The sequence below is a fragment of the Bacteroidetes Order II. bacterium genome (assembly GCA_016788705.1).
Taxonomy (GTDB): Bacteria; Bacteroidota; Rhodothermia; order Rhodothermales; family UBA2364; genus UBA2364.
Genome location: JAEUSQ010000051.1, coordinates 65,119 through 90,672 on the forward strand (window position 1 = coordinate 65,119; position 25,554 = coordinate 90,672).

The 25,554-nt window shown below is 47.2% G+C and carries 22 protein-coding genes; 11 read left to right on the forward strand and 11 right to left on the reverse strand.

Annotation, left to right across the window (positions count from 1 at the left end; all coding sequences use genetic code 11):
- The first annotated feature begins 341 nt into the window (after positions 1-341).
- Positions 342-770, forward strand: a complete 429-nt coding sequence (locus JNN12_13500; protein MBL7979349.1) for a DUF4783 domain-containing protein — start codon at positions 342-344, stop codon at positions 768-770.
- 77 nt (positions 771-847) lie between these two features.
- Positions 848-4,915 (forward strand): HAMP domain-containing protein, encoded by a 4,068-nt coding sequence (locus JNN12_13505; protein MBL7979350.1) that lies wholly within the window; start codon positions 848-850, stop codon positions 4,913-4,915.
- A gap of 82 nt (positions 4,916-4,997) precedes the next feature.
- On the opposite strand, the gene JNN12_13510 is transcribed toward JNN12_13505, so the two are convergent.
- Entirely contained in the window at positions 4,998-5,873 is an 876-nt protein-coding gene (locus tag JNN12_13510; GenBank protein MBL7979351.1) for a sterol desaturase family protein, read from the reverse strand.
- Positions 5,874-5,994: 121 nt separating this feature from the next.
- Complete coding sequence (mutL, locus tag JNN12_13515; GenBank protein ID MBL7979352.1) at positions 5,995-7,881, reverse strand: DNA mismatch repair endonuclease MutL; 1,887 nt, start codon at positions 7,879-7,881, stop codon at positions 5,995-5,997.
- A gap of 271 nt (positions 7,882-8,152) precedes the next feature.
- Between mutL and JNN12_13520 the strand changes: the two genes are divergently transcribed.
- The gene (locus JNN12_13520) at positions 8,153-8,881 is read left to right on the forward strand and encodes a DUF2490 domain-containing protein (protein MBL7979353.1); all 729 of its coding nucleotides are present in this window, start codon (positions 8,153-8,155) and stop codon (positions 8,879-8,881) included.
- Positions 8,882-8,888: 7 nt separating this feature from the next.
- Here the strand turns inward: JNN12_13520 and JNN12_13525 are convergent, their stop codons facing one another.
- From JNN12_13525 to JNN12_13545, 5 genes are all read right to left on the reverse strand, one after another.
- Positions 8,889-9,134: a hypothetical protein gene (locus JNN12_13525; protein ID MBL7979354.1), complete on the reverse strand. Its 246-nt coding sequence runs from the start codon at positions 9,132-9,134 to the stop codon at positions 8,889-8,891.
- Between the two features lie 62 nt (positions 9,135-9,196).
- On the reverse strand, positions 9,197-10,858 hold the full coding sequence (locus JNN12_13530; GenBank protein ID MBL7979355.1) for an AarF/ABC1/UbiB kinase family protein: 1,662 nt from the start codon (positions 10,856-10,858) through the stop codon (positions 9,197-9,199).
- Positions 10,859-10,901: 43 nt separating this feature from the next.
- The gene (locus JNN12_13535) at positions 10,902-11,555 is read right to left on the reverse strand and encodes a pyridoxamine 5'-phosphate oxidase family protein (GenBank protein MBL7979356.1); all 654 of its coding nucleotides are present in this window, start codon (positions 11,553-11,555) and stop codon (positions 10,902-10,904) included.
- 97 nt (positions 11,556-11,652) lie between these two features.
- Positions 11,653-13,020 (reverse strand): dipeptidase, encoded by a 1,368-nt coding sequence (locus JNN12_13540; protein MBL7979357.1) that lies wholly within the window; start codon positions 13,018-13,020, stop codon positions 11,653-11,655.
- Between the two features lie 64 nt (positions 13,021-13,084).
- On the reverse strand, positions 13,085-13,795 hold the full coding sequence (locus tag JNN12_13545; GenBank protein ID MBL7979358.1) for a copper homeostasis protein CutC: 711 nt from the start codon (positions 13,793-13,795) through the stop codon (positions 13,085-13,087).
- 114 nt (positions 13,796-13,909) lie between these two features.
- Here JNN12_13545 and rfbB point away from each other — a divergent pair, with 114 nt between their 5' ends.
- Both rfbB and rfbA read left to right on the forward strand, forming a co-directional pair.
- Positions 13,910-14,986 (forward strand): dTDP-glucose 4,6-dehydratase, encoded by a 1,077-nt coding sequence (rfbB, locus tag JNN12_13550; protein ID MBL7979359.1) that lies wholly within the window; start codon positions 13,910-13,912, stop codon positions 14,984-14,986.
- Positions 14,983-15,849 carry a glucose-1-phosphate thymidylyltransferase RfbA gene (rfbA, locus tag JNN12_13555; GenBank protein ID MBL7979360.1) on the forward strand — a complete coding sequence of 289 codons (867 nt, stop codon included), beginning with the start codon at positions 14,983-14,985 and terminating at the stop codon, positions 15,847-15,849. The genes rfbB and rfbA overlap by 4 nt, the downstream gene beginning before the upstream one ends.
- Positions 15,850-15,878: 29 nt before the next feature.
- On the opposite strand, the gene JNN12_13560 is transcribed toward rfbA, so the two are convergent.
- Positions 15,879-16,865, reverse strand: a complete 987-nt coding sequence (locus JNN12_13560) for an ankyrin repeat domain-containing protein (protein ID MBL7979361.1) — start codon at positions 16,863-16,865, stop codon at positions 15,879-15,881.
- Between the two features lie 293 nt (positions 16,866-17,158).
- Between JNN12_13560 and JNN12_13565 the strand changes: the two genes are divergently transcribed.
- The 5 genes from JNN12_13565 to JNN12_13585 are packed head-to-tail and all read left to right on the forward strand — an operon-like array spanning position 17,159 to position 23,057.
- Positions 17,159-18,082: a flippase-like domain-containing protein gene (locus JNN12_13565; GenBank protein ID MBL7979362.1), complete on the forward strand. Its 924-nt coding sequence runs from the start codon at positions 17,159-17,161 to the stop codon at positions 18,080-18,082.
- Positions 18,079-19,224, forward strand: coding sequence for a glycosyltransferase (locus JNN12_13570; protein ID MBL7979363.1), 1,146 nt, complete (start codon positions 18,079-18,081; stop codon positions 19,222-19,224). The genes JNN12_13565 and JNN12_13570 overlap by 4 nt, the downstream gene beginning before the upstream one ends.
- Complete coding sequence (locus JNN12_13575; GenBank protein MBL7979364.1) at positions 19,221-20,315, forward strand: glycosyltransferase; 1,095 nt, start codon at positions 19,221-19,223, stop codon at positions 20,313-20,315. The genes JNN12_13570 and JNN12_13575 overlap by 4 nt, the downstream gene beginning before the upstream one ends.
- 7 nt (positions 20,316-20,322) lie before the next feature.
- The gene (locus JNN12_13580) at positions 20,323-20,961 is read left to right on the forward strand and encodes a polysaccharide deacetylase family protein (GenBank protein MBL7979365.1); all 639 of its coding nucleotides are present in this window, start codon (positions 20,323-20,325) and stop codon (positions 20,959-20,961) included.
- A gap of 44 nt (positions 20,962-21,005) precedes the next feature.
- Entirely contained in the window at positions 21,006-23,057 is a 2,052-nt protein-coding gene (locus JNN12_13585) for a HEAT repeat domain-containing protein (GenBank protein ID MBL7979366.1), read from the forward strand.
- A 192-nt stretch (positions 23,058-23,249) separates the two neighbouring features.
- On the opposite strand, the gene JNN12_13590 is transcribed toward JNN12_13585, so the two are convergent.
- The 3 genes from JNN12_13590 to JNN12_13600 form a co-directional block, all read right to left on the reverse strand.
- Positions 23,250-23,798, reverse strand: coding sequence for a hypothetical protein (locus tag JNN12_13590; protein ID MBL7979367.1), 549 nt, complete (start codon positions 23,796-23,798; stop codon positions 23,250-23,252).
- 84 nt (positions 23,799-23,882) lie between these two features.
- Positions 23,883-24,314 carry a transposase gene (locus JNN12_13595; protein ID MBL7979368.1) on the reverse strand — a complete coding sequence of 144 codons (432 nt, stop codon included), beginning with the start codon at positions 24,312-24,314 and terminating at the stop codon, positions 23,883-23,885.
- Between the two features lie 44 nt (positions 24,315-24,358).
- Positions 24,359-24,721: a transposase gene (locus tag JNN12_13600; protein MBL7979369.1), complete on the reverse strand. Its 363-nt coding sequence runs from the start codon at positions 24,719-24,721 to the stop codon at positions 24,359-24,361.
- 346 nt (positions 24,722-25,067) lie between these two features.
- Here JNN12_13600 and JNN12_13605 point away from each other — a divergent pair, with 346 nt between their 5' ends.
- Positions 25,068-25,256 carry a peptidylprolyl isomerase gene (locus JNN12_13605; GenBank protein ID MBL7979370.1) on the forward strand — a complete coding sequence of 63 codons (189 nt, stop codon included), beginning with the start codon at positions 25,068-25,070 and terminating at the stop codon, positions 25,254-25,256.
- The last annotated feature ends 298 nt before the right edge of the window (positions 25,257-25,554 follow it).

Here is a 25,554-nt window from a genome sequence, read left to right on the forward strand (position 1 = left end):
GATATAGGGTGTGGATGGAAGATAGGTAAAAAAATGATTCTTTTAAATAGTAAATGCAGGATTGAATTAGACTTAGGAACTATGTCTTTTTTTGGTCACGTAGGGGCTCGTTTTCAACAGAGATTGAAGGGGTTAAGGCGTGTGAAGGTTTAGGCAAAAAGGGAAATCCATCACCTTGGGATCGAGATTACAGGAAGAATGTAAAATGTCCATAATATTGCACACCTCGTGCAACCAATTGCGGACAGGGGCATCCATAAAGGGGGGAAACAGTGTCTATTAAGCAGTTTTTGAAGTGTGGATCGGTTTTTGCTAAAGGATAAAGTACTCGCCCCACAACCATGAAGCGTCTTATGAAAACAAAAAAACGAATGGTGTTGTTGTTGTTTGGCCTGCTGTGCCAAATGTGGTTGCCAAGTGGGATTAGGGCACAAGATGATGGCACGGAGGTTCTCCGTAAAATAGAGTCGGGTTTTTCGTCCAATGACCTACGGGCAGTTCTACAATTTGCGTCCGACCCTATCTTTGTTCGCACGCCAGAAGACAATGCCTCCTATAGTCCTATTCAGGCACGGTATGTATTAGAAAGTTTTTTTCGCTCGCAACCATCCCGTGGATTTCGGTTTAGTGACCTCTCTCCGGGCAAAAATGCGGCCTTTGCGACGGGTGATTTTCGTTCTCGGAATGGGCAATCGCTCCGAATTTATGTTCGCTTGCGAAAAAATGGTTCAACTTGGGAACTCAAGGAAGTTCGGATTACGGCCTCCTAACCTTCTGATAAATTTGTACATTAGGGCAGGGTAAACATCCGGCCCTTTTTTTATGGTCTGTATTTATGCTCCTGCACATGGGTTTCATCAAAAGAATTTCAGCGTGGTGGCTTATTGCCATTTTCTTAGGAGTGGTTTGGGCAATATCGGCTTTTTTGCGCCCTGCTACGGTGGCTGTGAAACAACCAACGTTACAAGAGGCACTTTTAGTGATTCAGCAAGACTTTGAGGAACGTATCTCGTATATGAAAGCCGAAAGCCAGCGGGCTGCTGTTCAGCCGTTTGTGTTGCGTTGTCTGGAGCAGGTAACAGCCGGAGATCATATCGAACACCTTTCTCCTGCCCAGAAAGAGGCCATTGCATGGTTTAGTAAGCGAAAACAGTTCGATGAAAAACAAATGGCCATCGAACTATACGATGTAGAATATGGGCTTCTTGCTTGGAACGGCGTCAGTTTGCCGATTCAGGAATCGCGGCGAAAAGAACCTTTTCCGACCCAAGAAATGATTCAGGTCTATCATGCGGAACAAGATGGCTTGTTGGCATTGGAGTATTGGGAGCCTGTATATCGTCGTTCTGCTGTAGTAGGTGGCATTCGGGTGGTTTATCTGATCAATGTACCCGTTTCTGCACAAGGGTCAAGTTTGCCCGATTTTCGGTTGGAGGACCTTTGGCAAAAAAAGATTATGCGGCCAGTTCGGGTAGATTGGCGGCCAAAGAGCGCACATGCAGCCAATCCTACGCAAGGTGTTGGGTTGTTGCGAGCACCGAATGGGGTGGTACTGGGCGAAGTGCAGGTATTTGCCCTTTCAGATGCGGAGCGGGAAGAAGTAGAGGCCGCCCGGATTCGGAATATAGCGTTGTTTTGGGGCATCTTGTTTTTAGGCTGGCTGGTTTTTGGGGTGTTTGGTATCACAGCCTCTTTGGAAGTACGTTGGGGTGTTTGGGCGAGGTTTCTTGCACTGGGATTGGGTCTTGGTTCGGTCTGGGTTTTTCGTTTCGTTTTGCTGTATTGGAATATTCCGGAGCGTTTGCTACAAGACTTAACAATGGGTGAACAATTGTTTAATCCACGATTTTTGGCCAGTGATTTAGGATGGGGCCTGATGCGCTCTATTGGTGATTTGGCCCTGACTACCATATTTGCGTGGTTTACGGCATTTGTTTGGTCTAAACGCATGTATGTTATTGCCTTAAAACCACCGGAATCCGTACCAGAAGGTGCAGGGCGTAGAGAAAAAAATGTTTTCGTTTTGGGGTGGCTATTGGTGGGAGTGGTGGTAAAAGTCCTATGGTTAGGGATTGTATTGGTGGTGGAACGTGCTGTAAACGACTCTGTTTTGGACTATCTGGCTTGGACCGGATTAATGCCGCCTACTACCATTATGTTGGTCTATTGCAGTTTATTGTTGCTTGCTCTGACAGCCTTGTTGGTGTTAACGGTTTTGATAAGGTTGGTAGATGCCAAAGGACGTGGCTTGTGGTCGGGACGTGCCTTTATATGGGGAATAGGAATTGCTGCTCTGGCCTTAGGGCTGTTAGAAAGCAGCCTTTATTTACTGGCTTTAGGGGAGACACAAACCACATGGCCCGGAGAATGGATTTTACTCGGTATAGCAGTGTTGGGGTGCTGGTTTTGGAGACGTGAACCTGGGTTACCTTTGCGGTTATTACACTTGAGGAGTTTATTGCTCTTGCTATTGGCTGGTGTTTTACTGACGTATCCGGCGTTATACAATGCCCTTCGGATGCAACTGGAACGGCAGATGGCTTTGGTGGCGGATACTTTTGCACAGGGAGAAGAAGAACGGGTTTTGGGGGCGCTTGCCCAATCTATCTCCGATACGCGGCGGAGTAATCCCATTTTTAATTCATCTGGTAACATTGTTGCAGACTCTAGTTTGGCGGCTGGGATTTTGGCACGTTTTACAGCAGAACTTAACGATTTGGGGCAAGGGGACTTCGAGACCTCTATCGGCTTTTTTGACCTTAAAGACGCACCGTTACTACTCTTGGGCCGAGGAGCCGTTTTGGATGCCCAACGCTCCCGTTTATTGCAATCTGGCTTGTCGGATTTTTTGGCGCTTAAGGAGGCGTATCTTTCGAGTGGAGAAACCGAACAATTGGTACAACCCGTAACCCGGCAACAACAAAACGAACAATTTCAGTACGAAGGACTGGCGCCGTTGCGCGAACGGGGTCAGGCGGTGGGGTGGTTGATGCTTCGTGCCGAGCAGCGCATCCGGTATGCGGGTGAAAATTCGTTTGTTAGGACCTCGGCAGATGTTATTCAGCCAGATGGATGGCGGCGAAAGCTTTCGGTGGCCGAATACCAAAACGGTATTTTGCTTCGCGGGCAGGGTGGGCCGTTTACCAAAACCCGCCTGACGGATGATATAATGCGTCAATTTGATCAGAAAGACCGCTATTGGGGCCAGGAGACCGTGTATGATCAGGTCTATAATACGTTTTACCAAAATCCATATGTACCAGGCTCTCGGGTATTTTCCAATAAAGTGATTGCCGTCCGTGCGCCCGCCACCAATCCATATGATCATCTTTATTATTTACTCCGTATCATTATTTCCGGTTTGTGGCTCTTGTTCCCTGTTTTTGTCATAGGGTTGGTCTATCGCTTTCGTAAAGGGTTTTTGCCTTTGCCGCGACGGCAATTCCGCGACAAGGTGCTCAATGCTTTTCTGGTGGTGGGGGTGGTTTCGGTAGTCACCATGGGAGTTTTAGGGCAACAAGTGGTTACCCGTGAAAACCGCGAAGCCCTGCGCGAAAACCTGGAACGACGTTTAGACCGAACAGCCGAGGCAATTCGGGTGCAACATACGCGCAATTTGCCCGCCTGGGAAATCTTGACGGGCATTTTGGGGCGTAATAAGTTGGACTCTCTCGCCACCAACCTCAGTTTAGACATTAATGTATATCGGGGTTCGGAATTGGTGGCCACAACCCGTCCGGATTTGGTGCGGGAACGCCTGGTTCCCATTCGGCTACCCATTGAAGCGTATGAACAGCTTTACTTGCAGACCCTTAGAAATGCTTATGTGGAAAGTAAAGGGAAAGCAGATAGCTATACCATTGGTTATCGGGCATTGGCAGACGAGAACGGAGTTCCTCGCTATTCATTTTCGGTGTTGATGCTATCGGAGCAAGAGCAAGTTTTGGAAGAACGTGCCCGAACAACTGCTTATCTTTTTGGCGCTTTGTTGCTCTTGTTACTCGTCGTTATGGTGACGGTGACCGTACTGGCGAATGCCCTAACCCGTCCCCTGAGCGGACTGAGGCAGGGGTTACAGGCGGTTGCGAGCGGCAGGTTCGATGCCAAAATCCCGGTTAATTCCCGCGATGAAGTGGGCGAATTGGTGGAAACCTTCAACGACATGCAACAGCAATTGGCCGAAAGCCGACAGAAATTGGGATTGCAAGAACGACAATTGGCATGGAGTGAGATGGCACGTCAGGTGGCTCACGAGATTAAGAACCCACTAACCCCCATGAAACTTTCGCTCCAACACCTCAAACGCGCCCAAAAGACGATTAATATGGATGATTCCGAAGAGCGTGCGCGATTTGAGGGCATGTTTACCCGTATCACTGCAACGCTGGATGAGCAAATTGACTCTCTGACCAATATCGCAAATTCTTTTTCGACCTTTGCTCGGCTACCAAAGCGGGTATTGGAGCGCTTGGAACTGAATGCTGCGGTAGAGGAATGTACCTCGCTCATGGAGCGTAGTGAAGGGTTTATATTGGTCTTTCAACAGGCCACGGAAGATATCTGGGTGATGGCAGATCGTGAGGAATTACGTAGAATCTTTTTGAATCTTATCAAAAATGCACTTCAGGCCATGCCGGAAGGAGGGACGGTGACACTGAACGTGGGTAGGTGCGTCCAGAAGGCACAAGAGAAGCCAATGGCTTTTTGTGAAGTGCATGATACCGGAACGGGTATTCCGGAGGAACTCCGTGATAATATCTTCCAGCCAAATTTTTCCACAAAAACAAGTGGAATGGGGTTGGGGCTTGCCATTGTCCGGAAAAGTATTGAGGATCTTGGTGGCCAAATCACTTTCATAACGAATCTTGGGGTAGGAACCACCTTCCGCGTGGAATTGCCCTTGGCGGGTGCGTGAAAAAACCGATCTACTTGCCCTCCCGACACTTGGCTGAGGGCAAATAAATCGGCTTGATACGCAAACGAAAGATGATAATTGGCTATTTTTCTTTCTTCAACCCATACCACAATTGTCCCCAGAACGTTTTGGGGAAATGCTCTATGTCGTCAAAGCCCAAGGGTATATCGCGGCCACTGGAAGGAATGTAGTCGGTTTTGAAGAGATAATCCCAGATGCTTAACGTAAGTCCGAAGTTCACACCATAGGGGTGTTCTCCCGGCATGGCTTTGGCATGGTGCCAGATGTGCATTTGTGGGTTGTTGAAGAGGTACTTTAGTGGTCCAAGGGGGATATTGATGTTGGCATGGTTGTAATGCCCCACTACCAGCGTAGCCAAGTACACCACAAAGAAATCCGAAATCCCGAAACCAATCATGGCCAATGGGAGGTATTGAATAGCACTATAAACAATATTCTCCATCCAATGATACCGGAGGTGCGCTGCAAACCCCATTTGCTCTACCGAATGATGCACCTTGTGGAAATTCCACAGAAATGGAACCCGGTGTAACAAAATATGGGTATTCCACTGGATAAAATCCCGGATCACAAAAAGGGTAAGTAATTGCGCCCAAACTGGCCAACTGCGGATTTCCAAAGCCACTAAATTCTGAATGCCAATTTGTGCCAACAGGTCATTAAAGGCCACCACCACCACATCCGAGACCGCTGCATAGCCCACCAGAGAAAAGAGGAAAAAGTTGAAGAACATGTAGAAAAAGTCCAACCAAAAATCTTGGCGGAACTTCGGCTGGTCTTTACGCCAAGGAGTCAGCCATTCCAAAAGCAGAAAAAAAGCAGAAACGGCGATTAACCAGTAAAAGATGTTGTTCCACGCCGGATGGAGGATGGTCTCTAACAGGTATTCGGCATATGCGCGATACCCATCTGTTAAAATTTGCAGATAGCGTTCCATATTGAATTTAGGTTGGTTTTGTCTTGTTATTACAAGTTACAACAAATTGTCAAAAACTTAAAAACGTTAATCTGCGATTCAAAACTATACAAAAGGAGGGATTGGGCCTTCGCTTTTCTGGTCATCGCCGTTTGATGGTGCCTTGGGTTTCCAGATGACCGATGCGGCCAAACCGTTTGTCCAATTCTTCAAGAGATATGCGGATGAGGGTGGGACGTCCGTGCGGGCAGGCATAGGGCATTTCGCAGGTCATTAACTGCGTGTAGAGAGACCGTATTTCGGTATCAGTGAGTTTTTTTCCGGTTTTGATGGCAGCACGACACGCCAAACTTTTGGCTAAGTTGTCGCGACCTTTAAGGTCCAACTCGTCGCGATACGACTTATACTGTTCCAGCACTTCTTCCAACATGGCTTCTTCGCGTCCTGGCGGAATATCCGCAGGTACGCCGGTCAACATCACCGATCGTCCGGAAAGGGTTTCAAACCCAAAGCCGAGGTTCAACAGATCGGGCTGAAGTTCCAAAATCAAGGCGAAATCTCCCGGTTGGAAGGAGATGGTTTGTGGAAAAAGTAAGTGTTGGGAAGGTGCTTGCCCGGCGGTCATCTGTTTTAAGAAACGTTCGTAGAGGATACGTTCATGAGCGGCGTGTTGATCCAAAATCGCCATTCCATGATCGGTTTGCGAAAGGATGTATTTATCGTGTAATTGCCATACACGGTCGCTGAATTCGGACGTTGGAGCCACTGTAGTAGGAGGGGGCGATATCGTTTCTGATGGCTGCGCTGCGGAAGAGATGCCTTGGTAGAGGGCGTCATTTGCCTTCCGGAAGTCACCACGAAAAAGGTCGTCTGGCCGTTTAGGGGGCACATACTGGCTTGTATGGCGTGGCGCAGCCCATTCGGAGTGGTTATTGGGTTGTAAAGCAGGTTTGTCTGATAATTTGGGAGGAGTGAAGGAACGGGCATTCGGAAGGGTTGTTGTGGCTTTTTCGGTCCATTTACCCGCTTCATACGTTACATTCGGGCTAATGTCCAGTTCACCCAGAGCACGTTTGACGGCTCCGCGAAGGAGTCCAAACAAACCGCTTTCGTCATCAAATTGCACCTCTGTTTTGGTAGGATGTACATTTACATCCACATGTGCCGGGTCTAATTCAATAAAAAGTGCAAAAAACGGATAAGCCCCTCTTGGCAATAAATCACCATATCCCAATTGAATGGCTTGTTCTAATCGGTGGTTTTTAATGAAGCGGCGATTCACGAATAAAAATTGCTCGCCCCGTGTTTTTCGGGTAAAATCCGGTTTAGAAATATATCCTTTTACACGAACATGGGCAATTTCTTCGTAAAGGGGAATGAGGGTTTGAACAGAGACGGAGAACAGATCGGCGATGCGTTCCTGTAATCCAGATGGGGTTTCTCGTGCGGGGAGTTCATAGATTTCGCGGTCGTCGTGGTGGAGACTAAAGGCAATATCGGGTTGCGAGAGGGCAAGAAACTGAAAAACTTCGGTGATGCGCTTAAACTCGGTAGCGGGAGATTTTAGGAAATTTCGGCGTGCGGGTACATTATAAAACAGGTTCCGGATAGAGAATAGGGTTCCATTGGGTGTTGCAACAGGCATGGTCGGGCTAAATGTCGAGCCTTCTATCCGTACTAATGTGCCTGCTTCGTCTTGTATTCGTTTGGTTCGGAGTTCCACCTGGGCCACGGCTGCAATAGAAGCCAGTGCCTCGCCCCGAAACCCCATTGTTCGGATGCGGTCTAGGTCTTCGATGGATTTGATCTTACTGGTCGCATGGCGCAAAAAGCAAGAAACGGCATCTTCGGAAGACATCCCACAGCCATCGTCCTGCACCTGAATCAGTTCACTGCCCGCCTTCTTAATTCGAAGGGTGATGTGAGAGGCCCCAGCGTCAAGACTGTTTTCCATCAATTCTTTGACGGCATTTGCGGGGCGTTGCACCACCTCGCCTGCTGCAATTTTATTGGCCAAATGGGCTGGCATTACCTGAATAATGGCCGTGTCGGACGTTGTTTCTGGGTTCATTGTGGGTTGTTTATTGCGTGAAAACGCTTTAGGCAATATCAAAACACCCGATCCTGCATAAAAAGTTCCAAGAGCAGAAAGGCAGTCTTTATATGCGGTGGCGGTCTCCTTGTTCAATTCATGCCATGTGCGGATAAAAGAAACCTATTTTCAAGCCCCGTGATGGTTCGCTTAGAGTCCTAAATTCAGCGAAAAAATGCATATGGTTAACAGAAAACGAAAATTGGTCATGGTCAGCTATTTAAGGTACATAATTGGCCTTTATGGATTATTGAGTTGGTCTGTTCAGGCACAAAAGAAGGTAACAACCCAGTCGGTATTATGGGAAGTGGTGAATCTTTCGGCTTCGGTAAAAGGATATCCGATACAAGTGGATATTCAGGAACGCCATTTTGTAACCCCTGTTGTACAACACCAGTTTTTGTTTCGGGCGCAGGCCGGAAAAGACATCGGTGCCAATTGGAAAATTTTTGGCGGCGGGTGTTATTTTCTACAAAGTCCGAATGATCCCGATGCTGAAAACCGACTTACTGTTCCAGAACTCCGGCCACATGTTGAAGCAGGGTATCAACAAAAATACGCCTCTTGGCAGATCAGTCATCGGTACCGGGCCGAGGCACGATTTTATCACCAGCAAACCTCAGATAAAAAAGCATTGGCTGAAGGCTATGAATTTAGCCATATGAGGTTTCGGTATCGTTTACAAGCGGTTATTCCGATAGGCCATATTTTGTCTAAAAACATAGCAATTAATCTTAATGAAGAAGTCTTATTAAATGTAGGAAAAAAAATAAAATATAATGTCTTCGACCAAAATCGCATTTATGCTGGTATTGTGGTAGGTCAGAAGAAAAATCAGGTTGAAATGGGCTATCTGAACTGGTTTCAGCAACAAAGTTCTGGCGTAGATTTTTATGATAGGCATATTCTACGCATAGGATTTAATTATAAGATATAAGGGGGAATTATTGGAACTGTTCTTTTAATGTACGAACAATGGCGTGAATAGAGGGTTTAGAATTGTACTGATGTTGAGTGATGAAGTCATTTACCTCCCAAACAGCATAAATCTTAGGTTCAGACTGCCCCCAATATCCATAATATGCAAATAATTTATGGTCGTATAAGGCATATCCACCCATCCCTTTGGTGTCCGGCCCTTCGGTTATCCAACTATTTTCTTTTACGGACATCAGTTCATGATACGTCATGACGAACAACGATTACCTCTAAAATGATTCTGCCATCATGAATTATAAATCAGCATTTTTAATTACTTCCGTGATACCCACCAAAGGCGTAAAGACATTAAAATTGAAAGTACATATCCGATAAAACTGATGGTAGGTATTCCAAATGTTTTATGGGTTAATGGGGCCAATAAAGCAATAGATGAACCCAGTAACAGTGCTGAAGTGATGAGGGCTAATGTCAGATGATTGGCGCCACGGTGCATTTTTTCCAAAATAGGATCGAAGCCATGATGCTCAATTTGCAGTTTAAGGCGGCCTTTGCGGAGTTGCCGCATAATTTCCCGGCCTTCAATGGGTAAGGATTTGAACAACATCCAAAACTCCAGGCCATCATTCCATAATTCCGGGACAATTTTATTCGGCATAAAGCGATCTGCCACCAACCGTACACCAAATGGTTTGATAAATTCCATCGTCTGGAAGTTGGGTGCAATCACTTTTCCGATGCCTTCGAGCATGGCCAAAGCCCGTAAAATCAGGAAGATGCTGCCCGGCACCCGCATCCGGTTTTCGTACATGATTTTCTGTAATTGGGTGGCCAATGCAGCCATATTAGACTCAGAGACTTGTAGGGAAGCATAGTCTTCAATAATTTCGTTTAGGTCATATTCCAACTGCCGCACGTCTTTTATCTCATCATCCACTGCCAGTCGTCTTAGATAAAAAGCCGTTGCACGCGGGTCTTTTCGGGCCATACTGATAAAGATACCCGCAAAATTCTGCTTATCCGCATCTACCAACGAACCAACCATGCCAAAATCAATGAGGCAAATGACGCCATCAGGTCGTACCAAAATATTACCGGGGTGTGGGTCTGCATGAAAGTATCCATGTTCAAAGATTTGTCTGAGGTAAATTCTCATGCCTTCTTCGGCAATTTTTTCTGGATGAATGTCCCATTGTTTTAGTTTTTCGACATCGGTGATTTTGCACCCCCGTACCCGTTCCAATACCATCACCCGCCGTGTGGTAAGTTCTCGATAGGCTTTTGGGACATAAAAAGTGGTTTCGTTTTTGTAATAAGTACGGAATTGTTCGTAGTTGCGGGCCTCGTTGTTGTAGTCCAGCTCTTTTTGCATGGTGCGCTCGAACGCGGTAACAAGGTCCATGACATTGGTGATGCCAATGCGTTCCAGAAAATCGGTCGTTTTTTCGGTAAGGAATTTTAAGATTTCGAGGTCTGTTTGAATGAGCCTTTCCACATTTGGGCGTTGCACCTTGACCACCACTTCGGCGCCATCGGTAAGCCGTGCCAAGTGTACTTGTCCGATGGAGGCAGATCCGATGGGGATGTCTTCAAAATACTCAAAAATCTGGGTAATAGGTTTTGCCAATTCAGCTTCAATGATGCGTCGGGCTTCGGCTGTGGGAAATGGTGGGACATGGCTTTGTAACTTTTCAAATTCGGTAATCAATTCATCCGGCAGTAAATCCGCCCGATTCGAGAGGACTTGTGCAAACTTAACATAGGTTGGCCCCAGTTCTTCGGCTACCATCCGAATGCGTTCCCATCGGCTGTATTCCATAACAGGCCGTTCTTGTCGTGTCCAAAGGGCGCGTCGCCGTTCGGAAACCAAACCCTTGAGGGCCGTCTCGGAAATGATGCCCTCAAATCCATATTTAAATAAAACCTGAAGTATTTCGCGGATGCGGCGAATGTTTTGAAACGTGCGCGTAAGCATAAGGGGTGGGTTTTAGGTCCAACAAAGGAGGCACGGTTCTACCTTAGCGGCCATAAGACCGCACATATTCTGGTACCGGAATATGAGGGGGCAATAATTCGTCGTTTATGGCAGGGCCATAAACGGTCTGAATAGGGAGAACCCCTGCCCAATAAGGCAGTCCAAGGTCTTCTGCATCATCTTTCACTCCCGCATTTCGGATTTTTGCGGAAGCCTGTTCAATGTACACCCGTACAATCATGGTGGCTTTTAGCTCTTTTTCGTTCGGAATTCGGGAATCATCCCAGCGCTGAGGAACAAGTTTTTCCATAAACAGAGCGGTAAGGCGCATTTTTTCTTCAGGGTCTTCCACCTTCTCGCCTATTCCAAAGAGCATAGCCGAACGGTAGTTGACGGAGTGATGGAAGGCGGAACGGGCCAGAATCAGGGCGTCGGTATGGGTCACGGTGATGCAAATGGGTGCGCCCGTCGCCATGTGCCGCATCATCCGGCTGGCCTCGGAGCCATGCAGGAGGAGGTGGTCGTCGTCTCGCGCAATCAAGGTGGGGATGACGATGGGCTGTTCGTCCATCACAAAGCCTACATGTCCGATGAGGGCTTCATCCACAATAGGATAAATGACGTTGCGGTCGTAGTGGCCTCTTTCGGGTACGCGAACGACCGTATTTTTTTTGGTTTTAGGATTGGGGGTGCTCATCGTAATGGGAAATAGGTTGGGTGATTATTTTATAAAATGAGCCTCCACAGCAACGGTTGCGGAGGCTCCTGTGTTTTTCGCAATGGATTTGCGGGCGTTATCGTTTGGCGAATGCCTCCATAAAACGAACACTGGCCTCGATGCCTTTGTGGAAGCGGTCTATGCCATACTTCTCATTGGGCGAGTGAATGGCATCGGAGTCTAGACCAAAGCCCATTAAAACCGTATTTAATCCCAAGATGTTCTTGAAGTCTGCAACAATCGGGATAGAGCCGCCTTCACGGGTAAAGACGGGTTTGCGGCCATAAACGCCCTCCATCGCTTCACTGGCGGCTTGCATCGCAGGGTGATGAATGTCCACCATTGCGGCATGACCACCATGAAGTGCGGTAAATTTGAGTTTCATGGTAGGTGGCGTGTTTTCCTCGAAATACTTACGGAGCATTTCGGCCACATCGTCTGGCTGTTGATCTGGTACCAAGCGACAAGAGATTTTCGCACCAGCTTTGGCAGGCAAGACAGTCTTGGCGCCTTCGCCTTGATAACCACCCCAGATGCCGTTCAGGTCTAAGGTTGGACGGGCCGTAATGCCTTCTAGAAGGGTAAATCCGGCTTCGGTTCTGGTTTCGACTACTTCCACCTCCGCCTTCCAGCCTGCTTCGTCGAAGGGAAGCGAGGCAAAGCCCGACCGCTCTTCGTCCGAGAGGTGACGAACAGCATCGTAGAAGCCGGGTAGGGTGACACGGTGATCTGCATCATGCAGATTGGTGATCAGGCGGCATAATTCATTGAGTGGATTGTGTACGCCACCGCCATATACGCCGGAATGAAGGTCTCGGTTGGGTCCGGTTAATTCTACCTCCACATAGGCCAATCCACGCAAACCATAAGTGATACTGGGTACATTTTCAGCAAAGAGCGAGGTGTCGGAGATCACCACAATATCGGCGGCCAATCTTTCTTTGTTGGCTTCCAGAAATTGTGAAAGGTGTGCAGAGCCTACTTCTTCTTCCCCTTCGATAATAAACTTCAGGTTGAGCGGAAGTTGGCCCTCGCCTTTGAGCCATGCCTCTGCGGCTTTGACGTGCATAAAGGCTTGGCCTTTGTCATCACAGGAGCCACGGGCATAAATCAATCCATCTTTGATGACAGGCTCAAAGGGTGGGGAGTCCCACAATTCCAATGGATCCGGAGGTTGTACATCGTAGTGCCCATACACCAAAACGGTAGGAAGTTGGGCATCTCGGATGTGTTCTGCATACACCACAGGATGGCCGAGTGTGGGCATGATTTCGACGTGGGCCATTCCAATATTTCGTAGGTTCTCGGCAAGCCATTCGGCGGCTTTCTTGACATCTCCTGCATGGTTTGAGTCTGCACTCACCGAAGGAATACGTAGCCATTCGAGCAATTCCGAGACCTGTTGGTCGGCATGGCTGGCGGCATATGTTAAGGCTTTTTGCATAGCGGTTTATTTTATTGGAGCAGATGAAGTTGTTCTCAAGATACAATCAGAATCGGGGAGAAGCCTAAATTTTGGAAGCGTTTTCGGTGATTTTAAGCAGGCGGCGCACTTCTTCTACATCGGTCTCCATCCATGTACTGGTTGCCCTACCAGTGGTGCGTTCTACCCTTTTCCGTAACGAGGCATGAAGTTCCGTTGCGCCTGTTTTTTTGGCAATGGCAAGGGCATTTTGGGAAGTTATGCCACCGCCGGGCAAAATAGTTATTCGTTCTTGTGCTTCCCGAATCAAGCGGACGAGGTTTGGAATGCCCTCAAAAGCGGTATGGGCCAAGCCCGATGTGAGAATACGTGTAAATCCCATATAAACAAGGATTTTCAATGCCTCCATCTCATCGGGAACCAAGTCGAAGGCCCGGTGGAAAACAGTTTCCATACCTTGGGCAGCATCCAACATGCGGTAACAAGCCTCTGTATCTATGGTTCCATCCGGCGCAAGTGCGCCCAAAACGACGCCTTCTACGCCTTCCGATTTGCAAATATGAATGTCTTCTAACATAACTGCGAGTTCATCTGGTTGGTAGCAAAAATCGCCACCCCGTGGCCGGATCAACACCATGATGGGGATATTCAACCGACGTTTAAGGTGGCGAATCATTCCCAAACTGGGTGTGGTTCCGCCTTCCGAGAGGTTTTCGCAGAGTTCTATGCGGTGTGCACCCCCTTGCATGGCTGCCATAGCAGATTGAAAGTTGGCGGCACAAATTTCCAACGTCATGAATGGATGATTTGGTTCAAGGATTTTTAGGCGCGTTTGGATCTCGCATTCAAAGCCTTAGTTTAGGATATTATAACCCAAAAAGAAAGGATCAAAGTCATTAAAATGCAAAACATAAAAACCTTTTTGGTCACTGGTGGATGCGGTTTTATTGGTTCTGCCTTGGTTCGCTGGTTGATTCCAAAAAAAACAGTTCGGGTCGTGAATGTGGATGCGTTGACCTATGCCGGAAATCTGGCCTCGGTGGCTTCGGTAGCTGATTCGCCGAATTACATCTTTTTGCAGGCGGATATTTCGGATGCGCCTACCATGCAAGCCGTTTTTGAGGCACATCAACCTGATGCCGTGGTGCACCTCGCGGCAGAAAGCCATGTGGATCGTTCAATTGATGGTCCTGCAACGTTTATCCAAACCAATATTGTGGGTACTTATACGCTTTTAGAAGCGGCGCGACAGTATTGGCAGGCATTACCTCGCTCGAAAAGAAATGATTTTCGCTTCCTACATGTATCTACTGATGAAGTATTTGGTTCACTGGGTAATACCGGACTCTTTCAGGAAGACACGCCATACCAGCCGAATTCGCCTTATTCTGCCAGCAAAGCTGCTTCCGATCATTTGGTGCGTGCATGGTATCATACCTATGGCCTGCCCGTTTTAACCACCAATTGCTCCAATAATTATGGCCCCTATCAATTTCCCGAAAAACTAATTCCAGTGGTCATTCTAAAAGCCCTTGCGGGTGCAGCAATTCCGGTGTATGGCAAGGGAGAAAATGTACGAGACTGGTTGTTTGTGGACGACCATGTTCGGGCATTGTGGCGGGTGTTGCAACAGGGAATACCCGGCGAGACGTATAATATTGGCGGATGGAATGAGCAAACCAATCTCTCGGTGGTACATGCCATCTGCCAGATATTAGAGGAACTTCGTCCTACTAAAACGCCTTATTCCCGTCAGATTACCTTGGTTGCCGATCGTCCCGGCCATGATTTCCGTTATGCGATGGATGCAACCAAAATAGATCGGGCGTTAGGGTGGAGGCCACAAGAAACCTTTGATTCCGGCCTCCACAAAACCGTTAGATGGTATATAGAAAATCCGGAATGGTGGCAAAATGTTGTTTCCGGTGTATATCGTCTGGAACGATTGGGAACGAAAACCCCAAAGGATGGAGGGAAAAACGAATGAAAGGAATCATTCTGGCGGGTGGAACTGGCTCTCGGTTGTGGCCTGTCACCTATGCAATCAGTAAACAATTATTGCCGGTTTATGATAAACCAATGATCTATTATCCCCTTTCTACGCTGATGTTGGCCAGTATTCGAGATGTTTTGATCATCACTACTCCACACGAAGCACCATTATTCCGTCATTTGTTGGGAGATGGAACACAATGGGGAATGAACCTACAGTATGCTGTTCAGCCAAAGCCGGAAGGATTGGCACAAGCCTTTATTATTGGCCGTACTTTTGTGGATGGCGAGGCGGTTTGTTTGATTCTGGGAGATAATATTTTTTATGGGGCTGGTTTGCAAGAAAAACTGCACCTGGCTTCGGGCCGTACAAACGGGGGGGTGGTTTTTGGGTATCAAGTACGTGACCCACATCGTTATGGGGTGGTTACGTTTGATGCCAAGGGAAAAGCTACGCATATTGAGGAAAAACCTCAAAAACCACGCTCGAACTATGCGGTTACGGGGCTATATTTCTACGACCAACACGTAACCGACATTGCTGCGACGCTAAAACCTTCTGCCCGTGGGGAACTGGAAATCACGGATGTGAACAATGTTTATCTTGAAAAAGGAGAACTGGAGGTCATGCTGTTGGGGCGGGGGTACACGTGGTTGGATACCGGAACCCACGAGTCTTTACTCCAAGCGGCCAATTTTGTTCAGACCATCGAGGAACGACAAGGACTGAAAATTGCTTGTCCGGAAGAAATTGCTTTTGAAAATGGATGGATTACCAAAGAACAACTCTTTGAACGTGCAGAGCGATTGGAAAAAAGCGCGTATGGCGCGTATCTACGGTCCTTGCTGGGTGCTTAATCGCACATATTTCTTATGGTATCACCTTGTTATTTAAAAGATTTAAGAGTGCTTGGTTTTGTCGGGTCTAAAGCGGCTTCATTCCGGACCAAGAGCGTATCCGCCGTTTGTCCAAAATGATCGGTGATGTTGGGATTTGCGCCTCCGTTTCTTAGTTTCTCCATCATGGCTTTGTTGTGTTGTAGGGCGGCAAGGTGTAGGGCGGTTCCGCCTTGCCAACCTTCCACATTCTTTCGGTTGGGGTCGGCACCTGCAGCCAAGAGGGCATCAACGATTGCCATGTGATTGGCCCGAACAGCAGCCATCAGCGCGGTATAACCTGTGGCATTGGTGGCATTTGGGTTTGCGCCTTTTTTGAGGAGAACATTGACCAGCGATACATTTCCGAGATAGGATGCAGAAATCAGAGGCGGGGTTGTCTGTCGGTCTCCCACATTTGCATTTGCTCCGGCATCTAAAAGCAACTGCGTAACAGCCGAGTGATTGCGTTGGATCGCATACTGGAGGGCTGTGCGGCGGGTCTGGTCGGTTGCCTCTAATGCCGGATTGGCTTGCAGTAACTGCTCCATTACATAAGCATTTCCGGACTTGGCCCCCATCATGAGCGCAGAACGCCCCCACGGATCTTGTACATCCACCTTGGGATGATATGCCATCATGCGCGTCACAATCCGGGTGCGGCCATATGCCGATGCTTCCACGAGAGGGACAAAGCCGTCTGAAAAGACTTGGTCTGGTTTGGCCCCATGTAGCATCAATAAATTGGTCGGCTGAAAATAGTTTTTTTGTATCCCGATTCGCCAAGCCGCACCATCGGCAACGTCTGGTTTCATCCCCGCTTCTAAAAACCACTGCACTTCTTGTAAACGATAGGCCGAAAACGCCTCTATGAAAGCCGTTTCGGTAAAAGGTATTTTTCTCTCCTGCAACTTGGCGCGGGCCTGTTCTGGCGTGGGATGCTCGATACATGCCGCTAAGGAAAAAGTAAAACACAAAAACAAAAGTCTATGCCGCATACACACCAGTTGAACTATTTTTGAGACGAGTGAACTTTAAAAAATACAGGATTGTTGGGGTGGTGAAAGGTGGATTCGTGTAGAAGACGTTGCTTCTGGCGGGTACTACTTGTAACTTTGGTGTGTCGTAGTTGGCATTTTAAACACTCACCGGATTAGAAACGTCTTTAGAGGGTTTGCTGTTGATGGGTTTCTGGTTCGGTCAAACATGTTCAAATATCACTTCCATCAGAATTTTTTGTTGCGCTGTGTCCATAAAAGCATTTATCAAGCCCTTACTAACCATCACCTGTATGCTACTTCTGATATGGTTTATCCGTTGGGATCAGATCATACAGACCATTCGTAGTGCCGATTGGCGTTTCGCGGGCGTGTCTCTCCTCTTGCTGACCTTAAATATATATCTTCAGACGGTAATTTGGCAGACGTTGGTTCGCCGTCTTTTTCCTGAAGAACAGTTTTTTCAATCGCTGGGCGCTGTTTTGGTTGGGCAAACCCTTGGTTTGTTTACCCCCGCACGCTTGGGAGATTTTGTGGGGCGGGCTTATTATTTAGACCATCAAAATAAATGGGAGTTGGCAGCCCTAACAGGTGCGCAACAACTCGTTGCCCTAGCCTGCTACATCGGTTTTGGAATACCTGCATTGCTTTATTTTCTAATGTTCCACCTCCGACTACACGCATTTATCTGGTATTTGGTTCTCATTACGGGGATAGGCACTTTGTTACTTTTAATAACGGTATTTTTACATCCACGTGCAGTCTATCGCTATATTACAAACCGGTTTCCATACCCGCATGTTCTTAAAACATTCAGTTTTTTACGCCACCTTCGGCTTCAGGATGTGTACTGGCTTTTTGGGTTAACGTCTTTTCGGTACATCGTTTTCTCGGTGCAGTGTCTGTTGATCTTGTATGCATTCGGCGCCCAAATCCATTGGATGGATGCCGTTATTGCCATTGCCTTGTTTTTCTATGCCAACAGTGTAGTTCCATCACCCGCTTTGGCTGGTTTGGGGGTAAGAGAGGGTTCGGCTGTTTTTTTTATGGGGTTCTTTGGGGTCTCTGCGGCCACGGCCTTCAGTACTTCCTTGCTACTCTATGTGATCAATATTATACTTCCGGCGATAATGGGGTTGCCCCTTATTTTGCGCCTTAAACTTGGTACGGCCGCTTCCTCGGAACGGATTCTGCCCAAAGTGAATCCGCCCTCATGACGTTTTTTTTGACCGCCTTTTCGTTTTTTACGGTCTTTTATGCGCTGCTAATGGTTGCCTTTGCATGGGGATTTCGTAAGGTGGTGCGGACCTATCATCCTCGCCATGTCCCTGATACGGAAAAGCCGTTTGCTACCGTTGTTATTGCCGCCCGAAATGAATCCGATAATATTTTATTGTGTTTGCACCGGATTTTGGAAAATCATTATCCCAAAAATCGTTTCGAGGTGATTGTCGTAAATGACGACTCTTCAGACCAAACGGCGGCGATTGTTGATGAACTCTGCAAAGAACATGCAAACCTTCGGCTGTTGCATATGCCCGAGAATGCCATCCGGACACGAGCCCACAAGAAAAAAGCCATCGAAAAAGGGGTTTTGAAGGCCAAAGGAGAAATTATTCTAACAACCGATGCCGATTGCCTGGTGCCAAAACACTGGATTGAAACCATGACTGCCAATTTTGAAGCACATACTGCTTTTGTCTCCGGTCCGGTGGCGTTTCGACATAAATATCGGTTTTTTCAGGATATGCAGGCATTGGAGTTTTTGGGATTGGTGGCCGTCGGAGCGGGGGCCATTGGGCTGAATCGCCCGAATTTAGCAAATGGCGCCAATGTGGCCTACCGGAAAAGTGTATTTCTGGGAATTAAAGGATTTGATGGGATAGACCACCTTACTTCCGGCGACGACGAGCTGTTGATGCAAAAAATTGCCGCCACAGGGGTATGGAAGGTACGCTTTTGTCCTTCGCCTGCCGCTTTGGTCCGCACCGATCCGGTTGCAACGCTTTCAGACTTAATCCAACAACGGAAAAGATGGGCTTCCAAAGGGGCCCTTTACCCGAATAAAGCGTATGTAGCGACCATTGTTTCAATTTATTTGTTTTATTTGTTTTATTTGCTTACAGCCGTTTCCTTGCTTTGGCATCCTATTTCCATTTGGTTTTTAATCAGTGCTTTAGGGCTTAAAGTCATGGCAGAAGGTGCGCTGTTGTTTCAGGCCACGTGGCAATGGCGGCAAAGAAGACTCTTGGCCTATTTTCTGCCAGAGCAATTGCTTCATATTCCGTATGTGGTCTATATTGGATTGGTTTCGCAGTTTGGTGGGTACCAGTGGAAAGGTAGAAAGATTCAGCGATGATGGTTTGCATAATCACCATATTATATGCCCTGAATCTGCTGCTTTGGCTGGTGGTTTGGTATGGATTCAGGAAGGCGACTCGATCTACCGCTGCCTGTCTTGAACAACTGAGTGGTGAGGCCGTCATTCCTCTTTCTGTTGTGGTTGCGCTCAAAAATGAAGCACACAATGCGCTTGGCCTTATAAACAGCCTGAAAGCGCAGGTTTATTCGCATTTCGAGGTAGTCCTGATAGATGACCAATCCCAAGATGAGACCGTTGCCATTTTGCATGAAGCCATTGCAACCGATCCTAGGTTTTGCGTTTTGATCCGTCCTACTCAGGAGCCGTCTGGCAAGAAAAGTAGTTTGACTTATGGAATTGCTCGGGCTACTCATGAACGTTTGGTATTTACAGATGCCGACTGCCGACCGGTGCCCGATTGGTTGATGATTCATGCCAGCTTGCACCGCGCAGACCCAGAAGCTGTCTGGGTGGGGTATGGACCACTATTTCCAGAAAAGACATGGTTAAATCATTTTTCCCGATTCGAAACACAAATTACGGCCTTGTTTACGGGGGCAGCCATCGGTCTTGGATTGCCTTATATGGCGGTTGGTAGAAACATGAGTTATACCCGCACGCTGTTTCACCGTGTAAATGGTTTTGTCAATCACGAACAGCACCTTAGTGGGGACGACGACTTGTTCATCCAATCCGTCCATAGCAAAAAAGCCGGAAAAGTACGGTATTTTTTTACCCCTGCCAGTGCGGTCTTTAGTGCGGCTCCTCAAACCTGGATGCAGTGGCTGCGACAAAAAAAGCGACATGTTTCGGCTGGAGTTGGGTATCCACTTTTGATCGTAGCCATCCTATCCGGATTTCATCTGACACAACTTGCGGGGTGGGGAATGGTGATAGTCTTATTTCCCGCCGGAATTGTACCCTTTTTGCTGCGATGGTGGCTCATCGGTTTTATCCTGAAAAGTAATAATTTTATTCAACATGAAAAAGAAAGGTTAAGCGCTTCACCTGCCCTCGATTTTTTGTATGTTATTGCCAGTGCAGTTTTACCCTTTCTTTCGGTAGTGCGCCCTCAACGACGTTGGTAATCCTTTGATGTTTAATATATTTGCTACACAAACGGTTCGCTTTTTACCCAGATTTTATCCGGATATACTATGGCATAGACCTACCAAAGAAAAAGAATTGTATATCACCATAGATGATGGGCCAACCACGGCATGTACGGGGAAACTGGCCAAGATTCTGGATAAGTTCGATGCAAAAGCTACTTTTTTTCTGATAGGTCAAAATGTGGCGGCTGAGCCAAGTTTGGTGCGTGATCTGAAAAGTGCAGGCCACACATTGGGGCAGCATTCCCATTCCCATCCGAATGCTTGGCAACTGCCTAAAGAACAAATGATGGCCGAAATGAGCAAAGCAACCCGCATTCTGGAAGAAGTGGTGGATGAGTCGGTGCGTTGGATGCGTCCGCCGTATGGTCGTTTTACCCCTGCCATGCGGAAATGGTGTATTGAAAACGAGCAAAAATTGGTGATGTGGGACTTACTTCCAGCCGACTACATGACCACCGTTTCCGAAAAAGACATTAGTCGCCACATTTGCCAATTTGTACGCCCCGGCTCCATTGTGGTCCTACACGACAATCCAAAAGTTTTCCATAAAACACCCGAAGCCCTCTATTCGGTACTGGCGACTCTTTCGGCGGAGGGTTGGCGGTTTCGGGCACTTTAAGGCCCTATTCCGTTGGGTTAATCACGTTTTAACACAAAACTGATATGAAGTCGTTTCTCTGGATCAGTTGCTTCTTGCTGGGTTTCACCGTCGCGTTCACTTTTGCACAGCGTCTGCCCGTTACAGACCGGAAGGCAGATGGTCTGCTACATCGTACCGATCTACAGGCCATTGTTGCAGCACAAGCCGACCGAAATGCCCAGCAATTGTTTCCGCTGCTGGCTTCCAAAGACCCTGTCGTTCGTGCGAGAACCGCTTTTGCATTGGCATCGGTACAAGATACCTTGGCGAAACCATTATTGCGGGCCTTGCTTAAAGATCCTTCCTCGGAAGTGCGGGCCGATGCCGCGTTTGCGCTGGGACAAACCGATGACTCAACAGCCAGCTCGGTTATGCTCATGGCTTTTGCCCAGGAAAAAGACCCAACGGTTCGTCGGAGGTTATTAGAAGCCTTGGGCAAAAAAGGCAGCCGCGCTTCCCTTGCCGAGGTAGCTTCTTTGGTTCTGCCTGTAGGATTACAAACCGCCCAAGCCTTTTCGATGGCCCGCTACGGCTTACGGGGGCATCACCATCCGAAGGCCGTAGAAAAATTGGTAGCGGCTTTGTCTGCACCCGATCCCGAATTGAGGAGCGCGGCGGCCTATTATTTTGGACGTGTTCGGGTAACAACAGCCTGGGCCTTTGCTGCTGACCAACTCCGAAAAGCGTTCGATTCCTTAAATGGAAATGATCCTACATTAATGTATTTAGCAGCAGGACTTGCCCGATTGAACGACCCGCAGGATTTGGTGCGGCTTCGGAAAGCCAGTGTTTCGTCCACAGATTGGCGCATTCGGTACAATACTTTGATGGCTCTTGGCGGAAGAATTCAGGAAGAAGCCGTACAACAAGCCATGTTGACCTCTCTACGCGATGGCAATGAGCATGTGCGAATGGCTGCCGCTACGGTTCTCATGCGCACCCCTACAATGGCTCCTTCTTTGGGATATGATCGGCGAAAGGGCTATTTTTTCCAGTATCCAGAAGATTTTCGGGTTTCAGGCTTGTTCTTGCCCCTGTTTGCAGCCACCGAGCCTGGCATCATTCGTGAGTGGCTTCAGCGTTTTGCCACAACCACCGAAGCCAAACGTATCGGGCTGGGCGCATTGGGGAAGGCAGCCGATCAAACCTCTTGGGAGTTTTTGGCCCAGACCACACAAGCAGAAGACCAAACCGTTGCAACGGCAGCTTTCGAGGCATTGACAACACGTTGGCGGCAGTACAAACCCGATTCCACCCGCGCCGAAGCCTATTTTGGGGTGATCCGGCAAGCATTAGCCCGAAAAAAACTCCCGCTAAGCTATGCAGCAGTAGCATTTCTGGCAGATAAACGATTTAAACCACTCGGTAGCTTGGCCGTGCTAATCCGTGCATTCCAAGAAGCCCAATTGCCCAACGATCTGGAAGTGGCCACCGAAGCCCTGTCTTCTTTGGGCAAATTGGGGGATCAATCGGTGGTTCCTCAAATTCGGGAAGCCCTTACCCACGCACATCCGGCCATTCGCGAGGCCGCCACGCTGGCCTTCCAAAGTTTAACCGGAGAGAAAAAAACGATTTCCCCGCAACCTTTGCCCAACCAACGACCCTTGAATTGGGCATTCCTCAAAAAAGCCGGAACTGCGCCAATTTTGCGCTTCGAGACCAACCGAGGCGTGTTCCATGCCCAATTACTCACCGAACAAGCCCCGCAAACCGTGCAAACCATCCTACAATTGGTGGAAGAAGGACGGTATAACCCCAATACATGGCATCGGGTGGTGAGCAATTTTGTGATTCAGGCCGGAGACATACAGCAAGCAGGTGGATTTGGGGGGCCAGATTTTTCCATCCGTAGCGAGTTTACCCGCCTCCCCTACCTACGCGGCACGTTGGGTATGGCCAGCGCCGGAAAAGACACCGAAGGCTCTCAATTCTTTGTCACCCATTCCATGCAACCCCATTTAGACGGAAACTATACCGCCTTTGGCTATGTGCCAGAACGCGATTGGCCGGTAGTGGATGGCCTCCTGCAAGGCGATACCATAAAACGGATAACGTGGCAACGTAGCACAAAATAACACAAGGCATGGGACACCGGGCACGCCGAAGAAGGCCTATCTTATCCAATTCCTTGCTTTACACCCCATCAGAAATGGAACGGACCAAGACTTTGTAGGCATAAGCCCGAAGCGACTGCATTGCGTATTTAACCACGAAACTAAAAAGCACCGCCCGCAAAACGAATGGTGCCAGTCCCGATTTTAGGGTACTTAATGCATGATATGATAGAGGAATTTAAACGAAACCTTCCAGTTTTTGTTTAAGTCTTGCTTGATGATGCCTTGATAGGTTTTGCTTTCCATAACTCTTCTACTGTCACCTATGTATATCTCCCATTGTTGTTGTTCGGTGTTATAGGTGAACTCGGTTATGGTAAGTATCATAAACGGCATAATTGGATCACAAAACTGTTCCAAATAGGTTTGGTACTTAGTAGGTGTTTGTTCCTCGTAGGTGTCTCGTATATTCTGAAACCGGAAACATTTTGTAGCAACTCCCTCATAGGATAGGGTTGGGATACTGTTTGACGCTGCCCAACGTTTCCTTTGCGCCATAATAGCAAGAGGTCGTCCACCGAATTCTGGATCCCAATAAACGGTTGGCAAAGATTCTTTCTCTTCTTGCACCAATTTGGCAATGAACGCATGATAGATCAGGGGTGTAAATAAGCTATCTGCTTCTATTTCCGATAAGGCTTGGGCCTGAATGTGGGGGACGCATAAGGCAATAAACCAAATGCCGATGAATGTTTTTTTCATTTTGAGTAGCAGGTTTCTGTATGGGTTGTGGAAAGGCTGTATTTCCCTGTGCCATGAGGCTCACCATAAAGATGATAAAGTTGTTTAGCTGAATAAGTTTCTCAAATTAATTAAGGCTGCGGCAATATGTATCCACGCTTTAAAACAATCTGCTCGGTACTCAAAACGAACTAAGAGGCGCTTGTAAGTATCCAGCCATGCAAATACGAGTTCTATTTTAAAGCGAAAACTGTAAATGTATTCTGAAAAATAACGGTAAGCGGTTTCTATTTTTTTCGCCTTACGCTTGTTCTTTGGGATATTGGCAATAATGGTATGTCTTTCGTCTAATTCTTTGATAAAGGCTGTTACATCAAAGCCTGCATCTGCATTTAAGTGGCTTAAATCCGTGTTTATCCCAATTTTCTTTAAAGTAGCTAACATCAAATTGACTTTCTCAACTACTTCAAAACTATCGTTGTGATGGCCAGAAATACAATCGGAGATCGCTAAAATGTGGTAGTTATTGTCGCAAATGAGTAAATTATTGGTCGTCTTCGCCTTCTTTCGATGTTGATATTTTACTTGCTCGCCCCTTTTTTAGCAGGGGTGTGAGTACCGTCCAACTGAATACATTCTAAGGCTAATTTGATCTCTTGGTGAGTATGAGTACTTTCAAAAGCGGATTTACAATCCGCTAATTGCTGAAAACTTCCGTCTTTAACCCATTTGTTGTAGTGGTAATAGACATTTTGCCAAGTAATCAGACTGTTTTCAGGTCTAAGTGTTCGCCAAGAACAGCCCGACTTCAACACAAACAAGATCGCATTGAACACATAAGCATAGCTAACTTTTTGCCGATTATGCCCTATTTTGTGCGTTAAATGCGGTAAAACGTATCTTTTAAAGTTTTCGTCAGAGAGATAAGTTGGAAGTTGTGCCATGATGTTTTTATAACAATTTACAAAAATCTCAACTAAACAACCTCATAATTAAATAGTCGCACGCAGGAAAAATGATTAATACCATACAAACGAGGGTGTATGATAAATGTCTTTTGCCTAAACTTTTGAAAAATGAGGGGGGAAGTGTGCATATCTAACATGTGTTTTATTGAGTAAAAAGTTGTAGTATAAAGTTAGGTAAAATTTTTTCACGTGTCAATAGTGATTATCTAATCATAGAAAAAACCATCACTTAAGATGGATGTCACACAAAAAAGCAACGCCAAGACTTTGTGAGGCATAAGCCCGTAGCGAGTTTACCCACCTCCCCTACCTACGCGGCACGTTGGGTGTGGCCAGCGCCGGAAAAGACACCGAAGGCTCTCAATTCTTTGTCACCCATTCCATGCAACCCCATTTAGACGGAAACTATACCGCCTTTGGCTATGTGCCAGAACGCGATTGGCCGGTGGTGGATGCCATCCTCCAAGGCGATACCATAAAACGGATAACGTGGCAACGTAGCACAAAATAACACTTCATCCTATGATAGAATGGGTTATCATAGCATCATAACACACCTTTTCAGTAAGCTGGCCTCGTTTGATATGGCATTTTGCTTTTCGGCGCGTTTGTGCTTGATTCATGGTGTGATGTGGCGTAGTTTAAGGTGCAACCAATTACAAAATAGCAATGATTATTGCCAACCCTATTTATGATGTTGTTTTTAAGCGTTTAATGGAAAACGACAAGGTCGTTAAATTTTTCATTGGGACGCTTTTAGAGCAGACCATTGAACGTGTAGAAGTAAAGCCACAGGAATTTACTTACAC

Coding starts and splice junctions, on each gene's coding strand:
- JNN12_13500 (MBL7979349.1), top strand. CDS start 342: ATGAAGCGTCTTATGAAAACAAAAAAACGAATGGTGTTGTTGTTGTTT.
- JNN12_13505 (MBL7979350.1), top strand. CDS start 848: ATGGGTTTCATCAAAAGAATTTCAGCGTGGTGGCTTATTGCCATTTTC.
- JNN12_13510 (MBL7979351.1), bottom strand. CDS start 5,873: ATGGAACGCTATCTGCAAATTTTAACAGATGGGTATCGCGCATATGCC.
- mutL (MBL7979352.1), bottom strand. CDS start 7,881: ATGCCAGCCCATTTGGCCAATAAAATTGCAGCAGGCGAGGTGGTGCAA.
- JNN12_13520 (MBL7979353.1), top strand. CDS start 8,153: ATGGTCAGCTATTTAAGGTACATAATTGGCCTTTATGGATTATTGAGT.
- JNN12_13525 (MBL7979354.1), bottom strand. CDS start 9,134: ATGACGTATCATGAACTGATGTCCGTAAAAGAAAATAGTTGGATAACC.
- JNN12_13530 (MBL7979355.1), bottom strand. CDS start 10,858: ATGCTTACGCGCACGTTTCAAAACATTCGCCGCATCCGCGAAATACTT.
- JNN12_13535 (MBL7979356.1), bottom strand. CDS start 11,555: ATGAGCACCCCCAATCCTAAAACCAAAAAAAATACGGTCGTTCGCGTA.
- JNN12_13540 (MBL7979357.1), bottom strand. CDS start 13,020: ATGCAAAAAGCCTTAACATATGCCGCCAGCCATGCCGACCAACAGGTC.
- JNN12_13545 (MBL7979358.1), bottom strand. CDS start 13,795: ATGACGTTGGAAATTTGTGCCGCCAACTTTCAATCTGCTATGGCAGCC.
- rfbA (MBL7979360.1), top strand. CDS start 14,983: ATGAAAGGAATCATTCTGGCGGGTGGAACTGGCTCTCGGTTGTGGCCT.
- JNN12_13560 (MBL7979361.1), bottom strand. CDS start 16,865: ATGCGGCATAGACTTTTGTTTTTGTGTTTTACTTTTTCCTTAGCGGCA.
- JNN12_13565 (MBL7979362.1), top strand. CDS start 17,159: ATGCTACTTCTGATATGGTTTATCCGTTGGGATCAGATCATACAGACC.
- JNN12_13570 (MBL7979363.1), top strand. CDS start 18,079: ATGACGTTTTTTTTGACCGCCTTTTCGTTTTTTACGGTCTTTTATGCG.
- JNN12_13575 (MBL7979364.1), top strand. CDS start 19,221: ATGATGGTTTGCATAATCACCATATTATATGCCCTGAATCTGCTGCTT.
- JNN12_13580 (MBL7979365.1), top strand. CDS start 20,323: ATGTTTAATATATTTGCTACACAAACGGTTCGCTTTTTACCCAGATTT.
- JNN12_13585 (MBL7979366.1), top strand. CDS start 21,006: ATGAAGTCGTTTCTCTGGATCAGTTGCTTCTTGCTGGGTTTCACCGTC.
- JNN12_13590 (MBL7979367.1), bottom strand. CDS start 23,798: ATGAAAAAAACATTCATCGGCATTTGGTTTATTGCCTTATGCGTCCCC.
- JNN12_13600 (MBL7979369.1), bottom strand. CDS start 24,721: ATGGCACAACTTCCAACTTATCTCTCTGACGAAAACTTTAAAAGATAC.